The organism is Bradyrhizobium erythrophlei (assembly GCF_042430365.1).
Lineage (GTDB): Bacteria > Pseudomonadota > Alphaproteobacteria > Rhizobiales > Xanthobacteraceae > Bradyrhizobium > Bradyrhizobium erythrophlei.
This window is the reverse complement of sequence record NZ_JBHMET010000274.1, coordinates 21705-38848: the sequence shown is the minus strand read 5'-3', so window position 1 is coordinate 38848 and position 17144 is coordinate 21705. Positions and strand designations below refer to the sequence as shown.

Sequence of the window (17144 nt, the reverse complement as noted above, 5' to 3'; positions counted from 1 at the left end):
CCGGGACCGACGCAGTTTGTCTTACGGCGCACGCGTTAACGCGGCATTCACCATATCAAGGGAGCGCGCCGCCGGACCGGGCACGGCCGGTAGTCAGCACGCATTTTCGGTTGTTGCGTCGTCGTATCGCGTAACCGATTGCTAACTGCAAGTTGTAACGCCCTTTCCATTTGTGCTGCGTAACGATGCCGCGCCGGGAGAGATCGCGTGAGCACCGAGGACCACCATCCGTCGCTGGACAATGCCGCGCAGGCCGCCGAGGCGCGTAGAACGAAGGGGCTTGCCTTCTGTGCAGGCCTTTTGGTCGGCAGCCTGCTTGGCAGCATGACGGCGGACTGGAGCGTGCGCGAAGGCCTGCTGATGGCGGCGGTCGCGATCCTGGCCGTCATCGTCTTCCTGTTGTTGAAACGGCACCAGGCGTCGAACGAACGGCTCGCCGCCGAGCGTCGTCACCTGATGACCGCAGTGAACAACATTCCGCAGGGCCTTGTGCTCTACGATGCGTCGGCACGTATCATCATCTGCAACGAGCCGTATATCGAGATGTTCGGCCTTTCACCCGATGTTGCCAAGCCCGGCTGCACCATGCAGCGGCTGATCGCGCACCGGCAGGAGACCGGCTCGTTCGATGGCGACGTCGACGTGTTCTGCAATGCCATTATCGGCAATGTGAAGCTCGGCCGGGCAACGCGCCAGCTCACCGAGGCGCCGGGCGGGCGTGCGATCGAGATCGTGAACAAGCCGCTCAAATCGGGCGGTTGGGTCGCGACGATCGAGGATGTCACCAAGCGGACCCGCGCCGACGAGAAGATCGCGCATATGGCGCATTACGATGCGCTGACCGATTTGCCCAACCGCGTGCTGTTCCGCGAGCGGCTGGAGCAGGCGCTGAAGGTGATCCGGCCGGGCGAGCAACTGGCCGTTATGTACATCGACATCGACGAGTTCAAGGCTGTCAACGACGCGCTCGGTCATCAGATCGGCGACGAGCTGCTGAAGGCGATTGCCGACCGCCTGCGCTCCTGCCTCAAGGATACCGACGTCGCCGCGCGGCTCGGCGGCGACGAGTTCGCGGTGATCCAGACCGCGATCCGCAGCAACACCGAAACCATGCAGCTCCTGGCCGCGATCTATCAGGCGATCCGCGAGCCGATGGACTGCTTCGGACATCTGATCAGATCAGATGCGAGCGTCGGCATTGCGCTGGCGCCCGGCGACGGGCTCGACCTCGATGAACTCTTGCGCAACGCCGACCTTGCCCTCTACGGGGCCAAGGGCGACGGCCGCCGCACCTACAGGTTCTTCGAGGCCGGCATGGATGCCCGCGCCAAGGCCCGGCGCAGCCTCGAGCTCGAGCTGCGTCAGGCGATCATCGACGGCGGCTTCGAGCTGCATTATCAGCCGCTGCTCCACCTCGAGGAGGGCACCGTCAGTTGCTGCGAGGCGCTGCTGCGCTGGCGTCATCCGCAGCACGGTATGATCTCGCCCGCCGACTTCATCCCGATCGCGGAGGAAACCGGCCTGATCAACGATCTCGGCCATTGGGTGCTCAACGCCGCCTGCGCCGAGGCGGCCAATTGGCCGGATCACGTTCATGTCGCGGTCAATGTTTCGCCGATCCAGTTCAAGAGTCAGACGCTGGCGCTGAACGTTGCCGCTGCGCTTGCGGCTTCGGGCCTCCCGGCGTCGCGCCTCGAGCTCGAGATCACCGAGGCGGTCCTGATCCGCGACGACGACATCGCGCTCGATATCCTGCACCAGCTGCGTGAACTCGGCGTGCGCATTGCGCTGGACGATTTCGGCACCGGCTATTCCTCGCTGAGTTATCTGCAGCGGTTCCCGTTCGACAAGATCAAGATCGACCGCGCCTTCATCAAGGACCTTGCCGGTGCGGGTGCGTCCTCCACCATCGTCCAGGCCGTGGTGAACATCGCGGCCGCCAGCGACATGACCACCACAGCCGAAGGCGTCGAAACCGAGCAGCAGCGCAACCTGCTGCGCATCCTCGGCTGCACGGAGATGCAGGGATACCTGTTCAGCCGGCCGATCTCCGCGGCCGAGATCCGGCAGCTCCTGTCGTCGCACCGCGAGAAGGCCGCTTCGGTCGCCTGATCGGCGGCGCCGGCAGCCGTCCTTCGTCTGTGATATCGACCTCGTTCAGGCCGCATCACGCCCAGCCGCCCGTCGTGATGTCGCGCGGCTGAGCCTCGGTCCCGCAGACATCGTCCTGCACCGGTGAGCCGATCTCTGCTATGGTCGCGCGCCGGCAAACGTGAAATGGCAGGTCGGCGTCGGAGCGCTGATGTCAGGAAAAATCGTGAAGAGCAGGGTTGCCGACGGCATTTACCTGCTCCGGTTCAGGACCCAGTATGAGTTGGCGGCGACCTTCCTGCGGATTCAGGAGCATTACGAATCCCCTCGATTCCACGGTCGGGTTTTTTCCCTCGAAGAGTACATGGACTGGTACGCGGCCCATTCCGGCAACTTCACCTACTATCAGGACTGGAGCGGGTTCAACGTTCCCTCAACGGCCCTTCAGCCGTTCTTTGACGGCAAGTTCGATCCGCTGAGCGAGAAGGAGAAGCGATTGCTCCGGCTGTTTTCGCGGCTACGCGAACCCTTCTACGTCATTGGCGTGTTCGACGACGGGAAGGGAAGCCGCAGCCTGACGCATGAGATCGCGCACGCACTATACTTCACCAATGCGGCGTACCGCGAGGCCGTTCAAGCGGCCATTCGCCGTTATGACACCTCGGTACTGGCCAGGCAGATAGCCCAGGCGGGTTACGCAAGACACGTCATCCCGGACGAGATGCAGGCCTATATCGTCGCGCCATCGGGAGACCTGGGCGCCGCGCTCGGGCCAATTCAGCCGTTGCGCCGCGAACTGCGCGCGCTTTTCAAACGCCACGCCGGGGGGCTGACGATCCCGAAACTCAGATGAGCCACTTTTTCCTGATGTCTGCAATCGTGTCCGGTTGCCGGAAATAGTTGCAATGCCAAATCTTGTCGGATGTGCCGAAATCGCGGGCCGGGGCGGCCAGGCCGAGGAGCGGCACTCCAAAATCGTCCATCGAGCTCGTGTTGACGACGAGATCGTTGTTGCTATCGTCCTTCGGAAAAATGGCGTTGGTCGTCGTATCCGCGAGGTTCTTTGCGCGGAAATACTCCCAGAACTTCCAACCGGGATCCTTTGCCTCAAAGTTTGACTTCACTGCGTAGTACGCCGGACCGACGACGCAAGGACCGAGCCGAAGGCGGTCGATCTCGTGGTTGTTGGAGACTTTGGACTGGCCGGAAAGGCCGGGAACGAGCGCGACGAGGCCGTCGACGAGCGGCGTCCTTGCCAGCAAGCCGGTCGCTGACACCACGACTTCGACGAGCTTTCCGGTAACCCAGAGGAACGGGTTGGCCGCGCCCGTCAGCTTCAATGTCACTTCGGCAAATGTCCCGATATTCGAGAGCAGACTGAGGGCACCCTGTAACCTGTCAGGCGCCGCCAGCGACGTGCCGTTCAACGGCGATCCCACAAGCACGGCCCGCACCGGCGTGTGTGCGTCGACGTCGAGCGTTTTTCCGAACGCCTCCAGCCACCATCGCACGACAAGACCCCCTCGGCTGTGGGCGATCACGTCGATCTGCCCCGATGCGCGGGCGAAGGCTCGCCCGAGTTCCAATGCATTGAGGACCGGACTGACCGCGAGCGTCGCATGATCGAAGAAAAGGACGCGATCGTACTTTTTGTTTCCGCTCATCGCTTCGACCAGGAACGCGTGACCGTCAGGCGTCGCCTCGAATTCCGTGAGCATGTTGACCGCATTCGAGAACGTGCCATGGACCATCAACAACGTTCGACCGGTGAAGCGCCCCATCGCCTCAGCCACGTCCAATGCGAACGTGCCGTCGGAACGTAGTCTCAACGGTCGCAAGCGGGAGCGAAGCGTGTCATTGATCGCGGGGTTGAGGGCCGTGTCGATCCGGCCCACCGCCTTGACGATCTGATTCGGTTCAATCGCCGGGAAGGTCTTGGTCAGGACCAACGACGGCTCCATCTTTGGATCGTCTTTGTCGGGCACGGTTAGTCCGGCACGCCTGCGCCGACGCCGCTGGCTGAGCCCCATTCCGAGGTCTTTCGGCTCATCTGCCGGTATGTCGTCGCACCAATAGAGCACGCCGTCTTTCTGGACGAGCGAGACGGTCTTGATCGTGGCATCCGTTGTGTTGGAGGCGCGCCGGCGAGCCCGGCGCAATCCGGCTGCCGAATCCTTCCTGTCGTCGAACTCCTTGTACAGGTCCTTGAACAGGTCCCTTTTCTCGTCTGCGGCGTCTATGTGGGCCTGAAACCGCTCGACGTCGTCGCTGGTGTCCTGGGCCATGGACCAAACTCATTGTTCACGAACGATCGGAAGTGGCGTCACCTGCGGGCTGGCCGTCCGTGCGACCTGGATATCCAGCAGGCTGTCGAATTCGTCCCGGCTGCGCAGGTTGGCGCGGCCCTCCTGTACGGCGTCCTTGAAGCTTTTCGCCGCGGTGAGATAGGTGGCCTCGATCATCACCAGGTGCCCCGCGGTGACATAGGTCATGATCTCGGCGTGATTGAGCTTGGTCAGGCGCCAGCCGTATTGGTCGACATAGGGCAGTGCCGCTTGCCGTGCGGCGCGGCTGCCAACGCTCGGAACTGTCCGAGGGATGCTGTTGACGACGACAAAATTGTCGTGCGCGGCCTCCGATCGCCAGTACCCGACAAAGGCGTGTCCGGCGAGCAAGACCAGCACGGGATAGACGCCAATATATTCCAGGCATGATGCGAGCAGCAAGGCGAGGTCGATGCAGGTGCCGGAATTCGACGCGAGGATGTCGCTCGGCGTGCGAAGTCGTTGGGTCTGACTGGAGTAGGCAGGAGGAGGGTTGATGTATTGAATGCGATATTCGTTGACGAGCGCGGTCCAGATCGCCTGAATCTGCTTGTCCACCCCCGATGCATTCTCCTGGTAGCCGTCGAAACCTGCCGCGGGGTCGTCGTTGATGCCAACGAGATATCGCCTGGATGAACGGATGATCTCGAGGACCGCAGGGTCCCTCGGCAAGACGAAGGACGGCAGCCATGGATTGTTTACGGTGTCGTCGAGCCATTCGTCGACGGGTATGAGGGTCACCCGTTTGGTGTCCTCAAACACGGTTTGATCTTCGCAGGTGACCTTGACGTATACGGTCGACTGAACACGTTCGCGGAGCGAGCGCTGAAGGTTCGCCGTCAGCGGAATCGTCACCTGCGTCGCCAATGCGAGCTGCACTTCCTCCAGCACGAGATGGGTGTATCGATACGGATGGCTCTCGACGCCGACACAAAGATCCACCTGCACGGCAATGTTCTTGACCGGCTGGTTCGCCAGTCTGGTCAAGGTGAGCTTGTTGAGCAGCTGCCTGTTGTTGTGCAGGAGCGAGTAGTTGATCTCGCTCTCGACTTCGAGCGCGACATGGATGAGATCGCTGGACGGGGGGCTCATGGCTCGTGAGCGGATCATCGGCGGACTCCAGCTCGTCTCCTTGTGGTCGACACGCCGCCGGCGGGCTCGCCAACCATGCTGCGGCCGAGCCAGATCACGATGCCGGTGCCATGCATGCGATCACCGTCCATCTTGGTCCATGCTTCGAGAAATGCCTTGGGGATCGACCTGCGGTCGCGGCACCACGCCCAATAGAAGGCCTGGAAGAATCGCTCGGCAAATTCGTCGTCTATCTCGTCCAGGAATCCTAGGGCCGCGTAAGCGCCCCGCCTGACGAGCTCTCGCGCCGTGCGCGCCCCGGAGTAATACAGGTTGAGAGTGACGATCTGCGGATGTTTCGCGGGGCCGAGCAGGATACCGGCGAGTTCATCGTAACGGACCGGCAACTCGCCTTGATGATCACCCCGAAGGATCATTCCGTCATGCAGGCGGTCGGATTCGTCGATGACGGTCAGCTTGTCCTTGAACGTGTCATAATATCCCGGAATCAGCCATGCCGCCTGGTGCGTATCGATGCCGGTGACGTGGATGGCGTCGCAGCTGCCGCCGAGCTTTTGCTTCAACTCGGAGAGCGGCTCGCTCCGCACGAACTCCAGCTTCGTACTCCCCCGGACATTGACGGCAGCTGCTATACGCGCCTCCTCGTCATCGAATTCGTAAAGCTGCGCAATGCGACCCGGGGCGCTCTCGAAGAACATGATCTTCTTTGCGCCGCCGTTCTTGGCCGTCGAACCATTCGGGATGCACCGCGTGACCAACAGCGGTTGAAGCCGTCCAACGCTTCGTGTGGCCGCGCTGAGCAGGTACTCCCAGGGCAACTCGGCTGCGGCGGCGATCGCCGTGCTGGCGTCGTCCTGTTCCATCGGTTCATTGCCCAGCTGGACCTCGATGTGCTCGACCGCCGCCAGCTGCGTCAGGTGCTCACGCGCGATACCCAGTGTTGCCAGGTCGTCGACCGCACGGCCGGCGAAATAGTCGCGAAGATCCGAATCACCGGCCCAGCGTGTCCGGACGCGCAGGGTATAGCTCCAATCGCGTGCGAGGCGCTCGATGACGGCTGCAGCGTTATCCTTTGTCGCGAATTCAATGCGATCTTTTTTTCTTTGCGCACGAAGGATTGCCAGTGGAGCGTTTGCTGTTGCTGACGTCGCGCGACGTCGCGCGTGGCCTCGACGTGGTTGCTGCGCCATGTGCTGTCTCGTGGCGAAGGGTGGCCAGCCTGAAATCTGCGCCGGCTTCGATCAATATTTGAGACACGCTAAAGTAGTTGCTCGATCGTGTCAAACCTGGGCGCGATAAGGGCGGCAGGTCCGATGGAACGCACCGCACAAGGGCTGGACCACGCGGGTGAGAGGTTCGCGCTGCAACAGATAGGCAAAAGCTGATTGCCCGGGTTCGGATGACGCTGCCGGCTCTCGCCGCTCTCGGCCGACGCGCGTCGGTTTGTTGTTGACGAGACCTAATCTCTTGTACACTAGTACAAATAGATCCGTTGCCGTGCGGGCTTTCACGCGCCGTCGAAGGCTCGTGCGGGGAGCGTTGCGGCGTCCGGCCGGCGATGTCGCGCGGTGCCGATCTCGCACCACCTGTGCATGGAGACAGCCCGATGCAGCCGGAACCGATCTTCGATCTCGCCCATCTCGGCCACATGGAGTTGCTGACGCCGAAGCCGGACGAGAGCCTGAAATTCTTCGTCGACGTGATGGGCATGACGATCAGCGGCCGCAAGGGCGAATCCGTCTACCTGCGTGGCTGGGACGACTATGAGCGCTATTCGCTCAAGCTCACGGCGTCGAACACATCGGGCATGGAGCATATGGCGCTGCGCGCCCGCAGCCCTCAAGCCCTCGAGCGCCGCGTTGCCGCGCTGAAGGGAAGCGGCTTCGACATCGGTTGGATCGACGGCGACATGGGGCAGGGGCCCGCGTTCCGCTGCCGCGATCCCGACGGCCATGTCATCGAGCTTTACTACGAGACCGAGTGGTATCAGGCACCACCCGAGCTGAAGCCGGCGCTGAAGAACCAGGCGCAGCGCTTTCCCGCGCGCGGCGTCAACGTGCGCCGGCTCGACCACCTCAACTGCCTCGCCGTCGACATCAAGGCCAATCGCCTGTTCTTCGAGAACTATCTGGGGTGCCGGACCACCGAGCAAATCGTGCTCAACGACGGCACGGAAGCCGCGATGTGGATGACGATGTCGAACAAGAGCTACGACTTCGCCTATACAAGCGACCATTACGGCAGAAGCGGCCGCTTCCACCACGTCACCTACGCGATCGATAGCCGCGAAGAGATCCTGCGCGCCGCCGATATCTTTCTGGAGAACGGCGTGTACATCGAGACCGGGCCACACAAGCATGCGATCCAGCAGACCTTCTTCCTCTACGTCTACGAGCCGGGCGGCAACCGCGTCGAGGTTGCCAATGCCGGCGCCCGCCTGATCCTCGCGCCGGACTGGAAGCCGATCGTGTGGACCGAGGAGGAACGTAAGAAGGGCCAGGCGTGGGGATTGAAGACGATCGAGTCGTTTCATACCCACGGCACGCCGCCGGTCGCGGGTTGAATAGGGTTGCGCGGTCTCGCATCCGGCCGCGTCGCCGCGCGCAATGCAGGCGGGCGCGACAGGATGATCAGCGATCCCTAATCGGCGGTGACTGGATCGCCCGCCAACGTCCAGCTGGTGCCGTCGAATTTGGCGATGCGCAGGACCTTGAAGGGCGTGTAGTCGCCGGGCGCCGTGCTGATCGACACGCCCGGAAGCATCAGCGGCATCCGCTCGCCATGAAGCGATGTCGCTTGGCGAATGAGATTCTCCCTGGTCAGCTGGTCGCCGCACTTCTTCAGCACCGTCGTCAGCGCATTCACGTTCATGTAGGCGACCAGGACCGAGTAATCGTCGGGATTGGCTGAAGGCGCGTACTTCTTCAGGAAGGCGTGATAGACCTTCATTTCCTCGTCATCGGCCCAGGCGGGATCGCCGGGCTGCTTGAGGAACAGCGTGGTCACGACGCCCTTGGATGCTTCAAGGCCCGCCGGCTTCAGAACGGTTTCGACCGACGCCGTCGAACCGCCGATGACATGCAGGGGACTCCAATTGAGCTCACGCACCTTGCGGATGGATTGCGCGGCAGCCTTTGCGGAGGACTGCTCGATCAACGTGTCGACGCCCGCGGCCTTGAGTTGAACAATTTGGGAGTCGATGGTCGGATCGGCCAGCTCATAGGACGCTTCGGCAATGATCTGCGATGCCTTTGGCCCAAGGCCGGCACGCAATCCCTTCATATAGTCCCGGCCGAAATCGTCATTCTGGAACAGGATGCCGATCTTGGCGTCCGGCTTGGCGTTCAGGACATAGTGCGCGACGATGCGGCCTTCAGTCTCAAAGTCCGGGTAGAACGGAACGGTCCAGGGGAAGGCTTTTGGGTCGTTGAAGCGGCGCCCGCCGGCCGTGATGAGCAGTTGCGGCACCTGTTTGGCGTTCAGATATTTCTGGACCGCGACGTTTGGGACCGTGCCGATGGTGCCGACCTCGGCCAGCACGCCGACATCCTCGACCAGCTTGCGCGACTGTTCGATCGCCTTTGGCGCACTGTAGGCATTGTCGAGCTGCGTAAAGCTGATCTTTCGCCCATTGATCCCGCCCCGTTCGTTGATCATCTCGAAATAGCCGACGACGGCGCGTCCGGCTCCGGCCCCGAACGCCGAAGCCGGGCCGCTGAGCGGCGTTGACTGTCCGAGCTTGATCTCCGTGTCGCTGGCGCCGGGACCATAGGCCTTCTGTGCGTGGACCGGCGCCGCGGCAAGCGTGGTGGATACGGCAATGATGCTCAGAGCGAGGCTGAGGGGCTTGACCAAGGTGCTTCCTCCCGTTGAATTGTTTTTCAGTTTTTATCGCAGTAGCTCGCGGGCAATGACCATGCGCTGGATCTGGTTGGTGCCCTCGAAGATCTGGGTCAATTTGGCGTCGCGCATCATGCGTTCGACCGGGTAGTCCATTGTGTAGCCGTAGCCGCCGAATATCTGCACGGCATCGGTCGTCACCTTCATGGCCATATCGCTGCCGACGCACTTGGCCATGCTGGCGAGGACGTTCAGACGTTTCCAATCGCCGGCATCGCCGGCGCGGGCACATTCATAGACGAGGGCGCGTGCGGCCTCGATCTGCATCGCCATGTCGGCGAGCATGAACTGCACGCCCTGAAATTCGGAGATCGATTTCTTGAACTGCTTGCGTTCCTTCGCATAGCCGATGCAGGCATCGAGCGCGCCCTGGGCCAATCCAACGGACTGCGCGCCGATCGTGGGACGGTTGAGGTCGAGAGCGCGCATCGACGCTCGAAAGCCCTTGCCTTCCTCTCCGACGAGGTTTTCGACCGGTACCCGAACGTTATCGAAGAAGATCGGCGTGTTCGGCGCGCCGCGAAAGCCCATCTTGCGCTCGTGCCGCCCGAAGGTGATCCCTGGCATCTTCTTCGGCTCGACGATGAAAGCGCTGATGCCGTCCGCGCCCGGGCTATCGCTGGTCCGGGCCATCACCACGACGAAATCCGCGACCACGCCGTAGCTGCACCATTGCTTGCGGCCGTTGAGGACGTAGCAATCGCCATCCCTTGTGGCGCGGGTGTTGATCGCGGTGACATCGGAGCCGGCTTGCGGCTCGGAGATCGCGATCGCGGTCACGACGCCGCCTTTCGCGATGATCGGCAGGTACTTCTTCCGCTGCTCCTCCGAGCCGAAGTGAAGGAGCGGCATGATGAACATGGTGTTGAGCGCGGCGATCGAGGCGCAGGCCGGCGAGATCTTTGAGATCTCCTCGCGCGCGATGCAGGCCAGGGTGAGATTGCCGTTCGGCCCGCCATATTGCTCGGGGACCCAGAGCTGCATCAGCCCCATCTCGCCGAATAGTTTTACGATCTCGAGCGGGAAGCGATCGGTCTCGTCGATCTCGGCGGCAATCGGCGCCACGTGCCTGGCTGCCATCTTTCGCACATTGTCGCGGAACGCGACCTGTTCCTCCGTGAAACTCATCGACACTCCCCGTTGCTTTTTTGTGAGGAAGCCCAAAAAAGGGGCTTCCATTGAATGGGTGATCCATTTAATAATTCACCCCATGTCGACCAAGTCAAGCCCCCATCCTTCGGCCAGTCCCCGGTCCCTCTCGTCCAAGCGACGCGACCGCGCCACTGATCACCGCGCCGCCGGTTCACCGGCTCCGCTGACGTTTCGGCCCATTCACACCCGCCGTGCCTTCGAGGAGATCTGCGCGCGCATTCGTGAGCAGCTCGCGCTCGGCGTTCTCAAGCCCGGCGACAAGCTGCCGGCCGAACGGGATCTCGCGCAGCAGCTCGGCGTGAGCCGCAACGTGCTGCGGGAGGCCCTGCGCAGTCTGGAAATGGCCGGGGTGCTTCGGCTGCAAAAGGGCGTCAAGGGCGGCGCCTTCGTTCAGGCGGGCGACACCAGCCGCATGAACGTTGTGATGCGCGACATGCTGAGCCTCGGTACGATCTCGGTGCGCGAACTGTCGGAAGCGCGGGTCCATGTTCTGGATCTCGGAGTCCGGCTGGCGTGCACCAATGCGCGGCAGTCCGATTTCGACGCGCTGGAGGCCAACGTCGAGCGCACGGACCTCGCCACCCGCGAAGGCCGGCTGCTCGATCGGGTCGAATGTGCCCGGGAATTCTACAAGCTGCTCGCCGAGGCGAGTGGCAACAAGGTGATCGCCATGATCATGGATTCGGTCACCGAGATTCACATGCGGTTTGTCTATGCCAAGGTGGCGTCGAGCGGCGTTGCGATGGCGCGGTTGGTTGAACGACGACGGCAATTCCTGGTGGCGCTGCGCGAACGAAACGTCGCGCTGGCGACCCGGTTGATGCGCAGTCATCTAGGCGCCGTGCAGCGGATGCTGGAGCAGGATCCGGGCGCCATGTCGCTTCAGGTCGCCCTCGCCGAGATGCAGCCCGGCATGAGGCGGTGAGGGATCTGCCGTCCGGCAGGGAACATCGTGCGTGAAGAAGAAAATGAACGGAGGAAAAATTGTCCCGCTATTCCAAGTATGAATGCCTGACGATCGACGTTGCGGAGAAGATCGCGACCGTGACCCTCAACCGCCCGCAGGCGCGCAATGCGATCAATCAGAAGCTGATCCGCGAATTGCGGACGATCTGGGACGATCTGGCCGACGACCACGCCGTCAACGTCGTGGTGTTGACCGGCGCAGGGGAGTTCTTCAGCGTTGGCGGCGACGTCAAGGCGATGTCCGAGCGGCCGGGCGGCGACGTCCTCGAAGAGGGCGAAGTGCATGATCCCATGATCAGCCGGCGCGGCGTCACCCGTCAGCTCGAGCTCGACAAGCCAATCATCGCCGCCATCAATGGCGACGCCATCGGCCTTGCGGCGACCCATGCGCTGTTGTGTGACATCACGGTGATGGCCGAAGATGCGCGGATCGGCGACACCCATGTGTCGCGCGTGGGCCTGGTTGCCGGCGACGGCGGCACGGTGATCTGGCCGCTGCTCGTCGGCATCAACAAGGCGAAAGAGTTCCTCATTCGAGGAACGCTCTTGAAGGGCGGGGAAGCCGAGCGGATCGGCCTGGTCAATCATGTCGTGCCTCGCTCGGAGGTACTGGCAAAGGCGCGCGAAATTGCGGTCGAACTCGCCAACGGACCGACCTGGGCCATTCGCTGGACCAAGCTGTCGATCAACCAAATCGTCAAGGACCGGGTGAACATGCTGCTCGAAGCCTCCATGGCGCTCGAGCAGGTGACGTTCGAGACCGCCGACCACAAGGAGGCGACGATGTCGTTCAAGGAAAAGCGCAAGCCCAGGTTCGGCCAAGGCTAGTTCGGTCATGGACGCGGCAGAGCTCCCAACCGACGACGTCAGGGAGATGCTCCGGGATTCCCTGCGCGGGTTTCTCGGCGAGCAGTGGAACGTGGATTGCGTGCGGCGTGGGCCGTCCCCGCAGGACGTTGCAGCGATATGGACCAAGTTAGCCGGGCAGGGCGTCGCCGCGCTCGGCAGCAACCCCGCTGAAGGCGGGCTTCGCGAGGCCTCGGTCGTGCTCGGCGAACTCGGTCGTGCGGCGTGCCCGGCGCCGATGTGGTCAGCAGCGCTCGCCAATTTCGCGCTGTCGGCTGTGCCGGGCGAAGCTGCGGTCAATCTTGTGAAGGCTCTGGGTGCCGGCTCCGCGCGGGTTGCGTTTTCGTTCGGGGCGGTCGATTCCGATCGCGGCAACGACGCGATCGGGGTCGCGGATCACCGTGCGACCGGATTGCTTCGGTTCGTCGAGGCCGCGGGAAGCTGTACGCATGTGCTCGTCGCAACCGATCCATCCACACTCGTTCTTGTCGCGTTGGATGCTCCAGGCGTTGAGATGACGCCTGTCCGCGCCATGGGCGCGTGGGGCTTTTATGAGGTCCGGCTGAGCTCGGCGCCCGCAACCCTCATTGCACTGGAAGGTGGTGTCCTCGACGATCTCCTGCTCAAGGGGAAGCTGATGTTGATCGCACGGGCGCATGGCGCGGCCCGGCGAGCCTTCGAACTGGCTACGGACTACGCGAAGGAGCGTCGTCAGTTCGGACAGCCGATCGGGAAGTTCCAGGCGATCCAGCACAAGCTCGCGAACGGCATCATCGCCCTCGAGGGCGCGCGCCTGACTATCGATCATGCGGCGAAGCTACACGATTGCGCGGACGCCAATTGGCGCTATTTTGCGAATTGCGCCGTCGTCTTTGCAGGTGATGCCCTGCGGCGCACCTCGCTCGAGACACACCACGCGTTCGGGGCCATCGGATACGCCGATGAGCATGAGGCGCCGCTGCACTTCAAGCGCGTGCACCTGGATACGATCGCGCTGGGCGGCTCGCCACATGCGAGGCGGCAGCTCGCGTCGTACCTACTCGACCCCGACAGTCCGGGCTTGCCTGAATACGATCTCCGCCCGGCCGGTAACGCGCTGCGCGAGGAGGTCCGGGGCTGGCTCGAGCAGAACTGGTCGGGAGAGAGGAAGGCCGAGTTCGACCGCAAGCCGTTCTCCAAGCGGGAGTTCGACGCCGAGTTCGCGCGGGATGTTGGCAAGACCGGCTGGATCGGTCTGGGTTGGCCGAAGCAATTCGACGGTCAGGCGCGCTCGCCGCTGGAGCAGATCGCCTTCATGGAAACGATGGAACGGGGCGAGGCGCCCCGCATCGGCGCGGCGATCCAGGCCAATGCTCTGATGATGTTCGGGACGCCCGAGCAGCAGCGACTATATTTACCAGAGATCCTCCGGGGCGAGGCCATGCACGGCATGGGTTACAGCGAGCCCCAGGCTGGCTCCGACCTCGCGGCCTTGCGCACCAGCGCGGTGCGTGACGGCGATCACTGGGTGATCAACGGCCAGAAGATCTGGACCACGACGTGGTGGGGCAAATACATGTTCCTCGCCGCGCGAACCGACAGGGATGCGAAGCCGCCGCACGCCGGCATCAGCATGTTCATCGTGCCGATGAACGCGGCGGGCATTACGATCCGGCCGGCGACCACAATGTACGACGGCTCCTTCGCCAACATCTTCTACGATAACGTCCGTATTCCCCTGGAGAACATCGTCGGCGAGGTCAATGGTGGATGGAAGGTGCTGACCGGCGCGCTCGCCTTTGAGCGCGGCCTGGTCGGCGGCGGCATCGTCCTGAAGGTCGCACACGCCTTCGAGCAACTGCGCCGGCACGTCATGGCGAAGGACGATACAGGATCGGCGCTCGGCGACGATCCTGTTGTCCGCGACAGGATGGCAACGCTTGCGGCCGACATCGAAGTCGGGCGCCAGTTGATGATGCATTGCGCCGACCTTGCCACCGGCGGCCTGACGCCGCCGGAATATGGCGCGATCAGCAAGGTTTTTTCCGGGGAGCTGATGGAGCGATTTGGCGAGGCGGTGCTCGACATTCTCGGCATGCGCGCGACTTTGTCCGAGCAGATGCCGGGTGCGATCGACAATGGCCGGTTCGAACAGAACCTGCGCCATTCGCTGATGTGGGTCATCAGCATTGGCACCAACGAAATCCAGCGCAGCCTCATCGCGCAACGCGCGCTCGGGCTGCCCAGATAGGAGCGACCGCATGCAGGAGCAGCAAACCACGACCCCGCCGCTCGAGGGCGTGCGTGTGCTCGACTTTTCAATCATGCTGGCGGGGCCTTATTGCGCAAGGTTGCTCGCCGATGTCGGCGCGGAGGTGATCAAGATCGAGCCGCCCGAAGGCGACGACATGCGGTTGCGGACGCCGCTCCGCGACGGCCACAGTGCCTATTTCGGCCAGCTCAATGCCGGAAAGCGCAGCCTGGCGCTCGACCTGAAGAGCCCCGAGGCGATCCAGTTGGTGCGTGAACTGGTGGCCGAGACGGACATTGTTGTCGAGAACTTCCGGCCGGGCGTGATGGATCGGCTGGGCCTCGGCTACGAGACGCTACGGACTATCAATCCGCGCCTGATCTATTGCTCGATCTCGGGCTACGGACAGTCCGGCCCCGCCGCGGAGCGCGCGGCCTATGCCATGATTGTTCATGCCGAGAGCGGCTTCGATCGCTCGTTGATGCGATATGCCGGCGACAGGGATCGGCCGGCGGCCGGCGCGATCTTCGTCGCCGACGTGCTCGGCGGCATCTTCGGGTACTCCGCGATCCAGACCGCGCTGGTCCAGCGGGCGCGGACGGGGGTGGGCCAGCGGATCGACGTTGCATTGATGGATTGCATGCTGAACCTGCTTGTTTACGAATTGCAGGAGGCCCAGTTCCCGATCCGCGCGCCGCGCGCGGCCTACGGCCCGGTGCGTGCGCTGGATGGCGATATCCTCATCGCGCCGATCACGCCGCGAAACTTCGCGGCGCTCTGCGAGGTGACGGGGCAGCGCGAACTCGCCGAAGATGCCCGGTTCAAGACCGTTCCGGGGCGGGGCGCGAACTGGGGCGCGATGATGCAGGTCATTGAGACGTGGACCGAGCAGCACACCGTGCGTGACTGCATGGCGGCGCTCGATCGCGCCGGTGTACCTTGCGCCGAATATCGTGATCCGGGCGCGGCGCTGACCGATCCGCATCTCCTGCAGCGCGGCGCGTTCGCGACCATCGCGGACGAGGCCGGGGAATTCATGGGGGTCAATGCGCCCTGGAAAATGTCGGGTGCGCAGATCTCCATGCAGCGGGACATCCCTGGGATCGGGGCGCACCGCGACGAGGTTCTGTCGCGGGTGCTCGGTCTGTCGGCTGAGACAATCGCCGGCCTCACTCAGGTCGGCGCGTTCGGGCGGACGTCGCCGTGATCTGACCGGAACCCGTTCGGACCTTGCGGCGGCCTCGCCGCGCACCATCTTCGTGCAGGGCACTGTCTGCAGCGGGAGATGAAGGATGGCGGTCCGGGTTGATTTCGCCAGCCAGGCGTTTTTGCGCGATCCCGCTGCCGGTATTGCTGCGCTGAGGGCCCGTGGCCCGCTCGTTGCAACGCGCTTTCCGATCGTCGGAAGGGTCTGGGTCACCACCACCTACGAGACGACGTCGGCGCTGTTGAAGGACAGCGCGACGTTCACTCTGCGCAAGGAGGATGGGGAGGTTGCCGGCCTGCGCTGGTGGATGCCGAGGTCGATCGCCACGGTTGCCAACAACATGCTGACGATGGACGAGCCGGACCATACCCGGCTGCGCAGCATCGTCGACGAGGCGTTCCGCCGCCGCGCCGTGCTCGACATGGCGCCGCATATCCGCGCCATCGCCGATCGGCTGGCCGATGAGCTGTTCGCCGCGGGAAGCCCGGCCGATCTGATGCAGCGCTATGCGCGGATCCTGCCGGTGTCGGTGATCTGCGAGCTGCTTGGATTGCCGATGGCCGACCGGCCAAGGTTCATCGCCTGGGCCGAGTCGATGTCGCGGCTGGCCGGCCCGATCAGCTTTCTGCGCATGATGGGCAGCCTGTCGAAAATGCGGCGATATCTCGAGACGCAGTTGCAGCGTGCGCGCGATGAGGGCGGTGAGGGACTGATCGCGGAGCTGGTCCAGGTCGAAAAGGAGCGCGGCCGCATCACACCGGACGAGATGGTCTCGATGGTGTTCCTGTTGCTCGGCGCCGGCTCGGAAACCACGACGCACCTAATCGGCGGATCGGTGTTCGAGCTGCTCAGGGATCCTGTGCGGCGCGACTGGCTTGAAGCGGACTGGGGCCGCGTCGGTCTCGCGGTCGAGGAATTCCTGCGCTTCGTCGCGCCGGTGCAATTCTCCAAGCCGCGCTATGTCCGGCGCGACGTCGAGATCGGCGGCGTCCATCTGAAGAAGGGCGAGCGCGTCATGGCGATGCTCGCGGCCGCCAATATCGATCCTGATGTGCATGAAGACGCCGAGAGGCTCGATCTCGAACGGCGGCCGAACCGCCACATCTCGTTCGGGACCGGAATCCATTTCTGCCTCGGCCATCAGCTGGCGCGAATCGAGGCGGCTTGCGCGTTGCAGGCGCTGTTCGTGCGCTGGCCCCGCCTTCAGCTTGCGGTGAAGCCTGATCAGATTCGCTGGCGCGGGCGGCCGGGAATCCGCTCGATTGACAAATTACCTGTTGTCGCGGGCAGTTGATGGAGGGCTGCGCGTTGGATCGTTGCAAGACTCCAGGCGATT

General features: G+C 63.3%; 12 protein-coding genes and 1 pseudogene. 8 read left to right on the top strand and 5 right to left on the bottom strand.

The window, feature by feature from the left end; genetic code table 11:
• Window positions 1-333 precede the first annotated feature (333 nt).
• Both ACFFWD_RS42140 and ACFFWD_RS42135 read left to right on the top strand, forming a co-directional pair.
• Window positions 334-2112, top strand: a pseudogene (locus ACFFWD_RS42140) (putative bifunctional diguanylate cyclase/phosphodiesterase); the annotation flags it as partial.
• Window positions 2113-2302: 190 nt separating this feature from the next.
• A complete protein-coding gene (locus tag ACFFWD_RS42135; RefSeq protein ID WP_376975309.1) occupies window positions 2303-2944 on the top strand; it encodes an ABC transporter ATP-binding protein in 642 nt (213 codons plus the stop codon).
• Here ACFFWD_RS42135 and ACFFWD_RS42130 read toward each other — a convergent pair.
• From ACFFWD_RS42130 to ACFFWD_RS42120, 3 genes are read right to left on the bottom strand one after another with little or no spacing between them, the layout of a single operon-like run.
• Window positions 2937-4376 carry an esterase/lipase family protein gene (locus tag ACFFWD_RS42130; RefSeq protein ID WP_376975307.1) on the bottom strand — a complete coding sequence of 480 codons (1440 nt, stop codon included), beginning with the start codon at window positions 4374-4376 and terminating at the stop codon, window positions 2937-2939. The two genes, ACFFWD_RS42135 and ACFFWD_RS42130, sit on opposite strands and share 8 nt — an antisense overlap.
• 9 nt (window positions 4377-4385) lie before the next feature.
• The gene (locus ACFFWD_RS42125; RefSeq protein ID WP_376975306.1) at window positions 4386-5525 is read right to left on the bottom strand and encodes a hypothetical protein; all 1140 of its coding nucleotides are present in this window, start codon (window positions 5523-5525) and stop codon (window positions 4386-4388) included.
• Entirely contained in the window at window positions 5522-6697 is a 1176-nt protein-coding gene (locus ACFFWD_RS42120; RefSeq protein WP_376975305.1) for a hypothetical protein, read from the bottom strand. The genes ACFFWD_RS42125 and ACFFWD_RS42120 overlap by 4 nt, the downstream gene beginning before the upstream one ends.
• Window positions 6698-7113: 416 nt before the next feature.
• Here ACFFWD_RS42120 and ACFFWD_RS42115 point away from each other — a divergent pair, with 416 nt between their 5' ends.
• Window positions 7114-8070: a catechol 2,3-dioxygenase gene (locus ACFFWD_RS42115; protein WP_376975304.1), complete on the top strand. Its 957-nt coding sequence runs from the start codon at window positions 7114-7116 to the stop codon at window positions 8068-8070.
• Window positions 8071-8147: 77 nt separating this feature from the next.
• On the opposite strand, the gene ACFFWD_RS42110 is transcribed toward ACFFWD_RS42115, so the two are convergent.
• Together ACFFWD_RS42110 and ACFFWD_RS42105 are read right to left on the bottom strand one after the other, a co-directional pair.
• Complete coding sequence (locus ACFFWD_RS42110) at window positions 8148-9362, bottom strand: ABC transporter substrate-binding protein (RefSeq protein ID WP_376975303.1); 1215 nt, start codon at window positions 9360-9362, stop codon at window positions 8148-8150.
• A gap of 33 nt (window positions 9363-9395) precedes the next feature.
• Entirely contained in the window at window positions 9396-10535 is a 1140-nt protein-coding gene (locus ACFFWD_RS42105) for an acyl-CoA dehydrogenase family protein (protein WP_376975302.1), read from the bottom strand.
• On the opposite strand from ACFFWD_RS42105, the gene ACFFWD_RS42100 reads away from it, so the two are divergent.
• From ACFFWD_RS42100 to ACFFWD_RS42080, 5 genes are all read left to right on the top strand, one after another.
• Complete coding sequence (locus ACFFWD_RS42100; protein ID WP_376975301.1) at window positions 10525-11484, top strand: FadR/GntR family transcriptional regulator; 960 nt, start codon at window positions 10525-10527, stop codon at window positions 11482-11484. The two genes, ACFFWD_RS42105 and ACFFWD_RS42100, sit on opposite strands and share 11 nt — an antisense overlap.
• Before the next feature lie 59 nt (window positions 11485-11543).
• Window positions 11544-12353, top strand: coding sequence for an enoyl-CoA hydratase/isomerase family protein (locus ACFFWD_RS42095; protein ID WP_376975300.1), 810 nt, complete (start codon window positions 11544-11546; stop codon window positions 12351-12353).
• Between the two features lie 46 nt (window positions 12354-12399).
• Window positions 12400-14601 carry an acyl-CoA dehydrogenase family protein gene (locus tag ACFFWD_RS42090; protein ID WP_376975299.1) on the top strand — a complete coding sequence of 734 codons (2202 nt, stop codon included), beginning with the start codon at window positions 12400-12402 and terminating at the stop codon, window positions 14599-14601.
• 10 nt (window positions 14602-14611) lie between these two features.
• On the top strand, window positions 14612-15808 hold the full coding sequence (locus ACFFWD_RS42085; protein ID WP_376975297.1) for a CaiB/BaiF CoA transferase family protein: 1197 nt from the start codon (window positions 14612-14614) through the stop codon (window positions 15806-15808).
• Between the two features lie 85 nt (window positions 15809-15893).
• Complete coding sequence (locus ACFFWD_RS42080; protein ID WP_376975295.1) at window positions 15894-17102, top strand: cytochrome P450 family protein; 1209 nt, start codon at window positions 15894-15896, stop codon at window positions 17100-17102.
• Window positions 17103-17144 lie beyond the last annotated feature (42 nt).

Bases quoted from the DNA above. Each gene is read 5' to 3' on its own strand.
- ACFFWD_RS42115 (WP_376975304.1), top strand. From the start codon at position 7,114: ATGCAGCCGGAACCGATCTTCGATCTCGCCCATCTCGGCCACATGGAG.
- ACFFWD_RS42130 (WP_376975307.1), bottom strand. From the start codon at position 4,376: ATGGCCCAGGACACCAGCGACGACGTCGAGCGGTTTCAGGCCCACATA.
- ACFFWD_RS42090 (WP_376975299.1), top strand. From the start codon at position 12,400: ATGCTCCGGGATTCCCTGCGCGGGTTTCTCGGCGAGCAGTGGAACGTG.
- ACFFWD_RS42085 (WP_376975297.1), top strand. From the start codon at position 14,612: ATGCAGGAGCAGCAAACCACGACCCCGCCGCTCGAGGGCGTGCGTGTG.
- ACFFWD_RS42120 (WP_376975305.1), bottom strand. From the start codon at position 6,697: ATGGCGCAGCAACCACGTCGAGGCCACGCGCGACGTCGCGCGACGTCA.
- ACFFWD_RS42135 (WP_376975309.1), top strand. From the start codon at position 2,303: ATGTCAGGAAAAATCGTGAAGAGCAGGGTTGCCGACGGCATTTACCTG.
- ACFFWD_RS42080 (WP_376975295.1), top strand. From the start codon at position 15,894: ATGGCGGTCCGGGTTGATTTCGCCAGCCAGGCGTTTTTGCGCGATCCC.
- ACFFWD_RS42105 (WP_376975302.1), bottom strand. From the start codon at position 10,535: ATGAGTTTCACGGAGGAACAGGTCGCGTTCCGCGACAATGTGCGAAAG.
- ACFFWD_RS42125 (WP_376975306.1), bottom strand. From the start codon at position 5,525: ATGATCCGCTCACGAGCCATGAGCCCCCCGTCCAGCGATCTCATCCAT.